Source organism: Methanomethylovorans sp. (genome assembly GCF_050177135.1).
Taxonomy (GTDB): Archaea; Halobacteriota; Methanosarcinia; order Methanosarcinales; family Methanosarcinaceae; genus Methanomethylovorans.
On record NZ_JBFXHJ010000161.1, the window covers coordinates 1 to 2791 of the forward strand.

Annotated in this window: 4 protein-coding genes and 1 pseudogene; 4 read left to right on the forward strand and 1 reads right to left on the reverse strand. The window is 43.4% G+C overall.

What is annotated here, in order from left to right:
• The 3 genes from AB7U21_RS10515 to AB7U21_RS10525 form a co-directional block, all read left to right on the forward strand.
• Positions 1-423: RuBisCO large subunit C-terminal-like domain-containing protein (locus AB7U21_RS10515; RefSeq protein ID WP_428388887.1), on the forward strand; the 423-nt coding region annotated here is incomplete at its 5' end.
• An 11-nt stretch (positions 424-434) separates the two neighbouring features.
• A complete protein-coding gene (locus tag AB7U21_RS10520) occupies positions 435-1484 on the forward strand; it encodes an L-threonylcarbamoyladenylate synthase (protein ID WP_428388889.1) in 1050 nt (349 codons plus the stop codon).
• A gap of 8 nt (positions 1485-1492) precedes the next feature.
• On the forward strand, positions 1493-1726 hold the full coding sequence (locus AB7U21_RS10525; protein WP_333786476.1) for a hypothetical protein: 234 nt from the start codon (positions 1493-1495) through the stop codon (positions 1724-1726).
• 29 nt (positions 1727-1755) lie between these two features.
• Here the strand turns inward: AB7U21_RS10525 and AB7U21_RS10530 are convergent, their stop codons facing one another.
• Positions 1756-2217, reverse strand: a complete 462-nt coding sequence (locus AB7U21_RS10530; RefSeq protein ID WP_333786477.1) for a hypothetical protein — start codon at positions 2215-2217, stop codon at positions 1756-1758.
• Between the two features lie 227 nt (positions 2218-2444).
• On the opposite strand from AB7U21_RS10530, the pseudogene AB7U21_RS10535 reads away from it, so the two are divergent.
• Positions 2445-2791: pseudogene (locus AB7U21_RS10535) on the forward strand (DNA polymerase II large subunit); the annotation flags it as partial.

Sequence of the window (2791 nt, forward strand, 5' to 3'; positions counted from 1 at the left end):
CTGTATCTTATGACAAAGCTTGCGCGTCTTGTAGGACTTGATCAGCTGCACATCGGTACTATTGATAACAGGTTTCATGAAAATACAAAAGAATTAATGGCACTGTATGATTGCTGCATAATGGACAAATCAAAAGGAAATGAAAAAATGCATATCCTTCCTCAGAACTGGGATGGGATAAAGGCCATGTTCCCTGTTGCTTCAGCTGGATCCGGAGTTTCATCGATACCAGAACTTATGAATATCTTCGGCAAAGATGTTATTATAGACTGCAGCAGTGGTATACATTCACATCCAATGGGCACCTCTGCTGGCGCAAAAGCCTGCCGACAGGCTATTGATGCAAAGCTTGCGGGTATATCTCTGGAAGAATACGGAAAGAGCCATGCAGAACTACAAACTGCCTTGAACAATGGCATTTAATATGATGAGCAATGAGCACACGGACAAAAGTATTCAAAGTAACTCCAACTAACTTATCAGAAGTTATCAGGGAGTGTGCAGAAATTATTCAGAGAGGCGGCACTGTTGCCATCCCTACGGAAACCGTATATGGACTGGCAGCCAATGCGCTTGATCCAATAGCTGTTAACAGGATATTCCACGCAAAAGGTCGCCCTGCGGACAATCCGCTTATCGTGCATGTGGCATCTGCAGAGCAATTAGAGCAATTGGTGTCAGAGATCCCTCCCAAGGCTTTATCTCTTATCGAGACCTTCTGGCCAGGACCACTGACACTTATCCTCAAAAGGACTCGTATTGTTCCAGATATCACCACAGGCGGGCTGAACACGGTTGCTGTAAGGATGCCTGCTGATATAATAGCACAGGAACTGATACGCTTATCCGGTAAACCCCTTGCTGCACCCAGTGCTAACATTTCAGGCAGGCCAAGTCCGACCACTGCGTTCCATGTGCTCCATGACCTGGAAGGAAAGATCGATGCAGTGATAGATGCAGGAAATACATGTATAGGAGTGGAATCCACAGTTATCGATATGAGCGGAGAAAAACCTGCTGTTTTAAGACCTGGCTATATATCCGCAACACAAATCGAAGAGGTTATAGGAGAAGCAGAGATCGGCTACAGCGACCATGTGACAGAAGCAGAGGGTATTGTAAGGTCACCTGGTATGAAATATACTCATTATTCTCCCAGTGCTACCTTGCTGCTTCTGGAAGGATCGCATGATCTTGTTTTAAATAAGATCCGTGAAATGTATGCAGATTTTACGTGCAGGGGAGCAAGAGTGGGCTTGCTTGTCACGAGCAGTGATCTTTTTTCCCTGACGAACGATATGGTCTATCTTGGAAGAAAAGATGAACCTGAAGAAGTAGCCAGAAACCTATTCCTAGGTTTGCGTTCTTTGGATGAGAAGGGAGTTAACATCATACTTGCAGACGGCTCTTTCACTCAAGAAGGCGTAGGTGCGGCTGTGATGAACAGGCTAAGGAAAGCCTCGGAAATGATAATCAAAGTATAGGTGTATTTATGAAGGGATATAAAAAGGACCAATTAAAGGCAAAACAGCGATACATTGCGATACTGAAAACAAATAAGCAGCTTTCCAGGATAAATGTCATTATCCTGTCCCTTGGCCTGGCGTTATCATATCTGGGAAAAGACACTGTAGGGACACCGTTACTTTGGACAGGGATCATCATTTTCCTCTATACGATGTCATCTAACTTCATGGCCCGTCGTTCACTGAAGAATTTGAAGTGACTGTATGGGCAAAAAGTAAGATCAGATCTTCAGATAATACCAGCCGTCTTAAAAAGTTTGAATGCCAAATCCGCAACTAAGAATTTGGCACTGCTAACAATGCCTACAGGATCAATGGTAAGGGTTCCGTTCGAACGGGCTTCTTCATAAACAGAAAGTGGATCTGTTGTATTTATAAGGCTTCGGACCGTAGCTTCATCAGTGGCTATTATTACAGTAGGATCGTAATCCTCTACATCCCCGACCTTTTCAAATTCGGCCACTCTACCGTTTTCTGTGACCAGCCATACATTCAGCTCACTTCCATCGTTCATCAGAATGCCTGCCAGGATCTCTTCGTTGCCTAGGAGTATTTGTATGGAACTTGGAAGTTCTTCGTAGTACGCATTGTACTCCGTAACAGCTCTATCCAGGTCATTGAAAAGTTCTGCACTGGCAGTATTCATTGTGATGAACAACAGGATAATTAACATGCATAAGGTCTTCTTCATACCAAACCTCTTTTTTTGTTCTTAGAATAGGAGTTTTTCCTATATCTTATTTTTATTTTTATGCTATATAACCTTGTTCGTCTTATAAAGAACAATTTAGAACCTTTTCAGAAATATACAGAATATATTCAGCTACAGATTGCTTTTTATATCGTGGTGTGATTAAGAGTATTGCTGTAAACTATCCTCGTTATTTTCTTTACATGCACAATTTGAGGTTTTCCAGAATGGGAGAGATAATTGCAAGCGACTCTATGTGGGAGTACTTCCGCTGGCTTGATGCAAGGCTGAAACAAGAGATGGACATAGCCAACGAAGCCAGAAAAAGGGGTCGTGATCCAAAACCCTTTGTAGAGATACCGCTTGCCAAAGATCTGGCTGACCGGGTAGAGAACCTTATCGGTGTACAAGGCGTAGCTCAACATATCAGGGAACTTGAAACAACCATGTCCCGTGAGGAAGCTGCCCTTGCCCTTGGCAGGGATGTGGCTGTGGGTACTGTCGGAAAATTCGATGACCGGAAAAAAGCCATAGAAGCTGCTATCCGTGTATCTATGGCAATGCTTACAGAAGG

Excerpts from the sequence above, each read along its gene's own strand:
- AB7U21_RS10530 (WP_333786477.1), bottom strand. The coding sequence starts at position 2,217 with ATGAAGAAGACCTTATGCATGTTAATTATCCTGTTGTTCATCACAATG.
- AB7U21_RS10525 (WP_333786476.1), top strand. The coding sequence starts at position 1,493 with ATGAAGGGATATAAAAAGGACCAATTAAAGGCAAAACAGCGATACATT.
- AB7U21_RS10520 (WP_428388889.1), top strand. The coding sequence starts at position 435 with ATGAGCACACGGACAAAAGTATTCAAAGTAACTCCAACTAACTTATCA.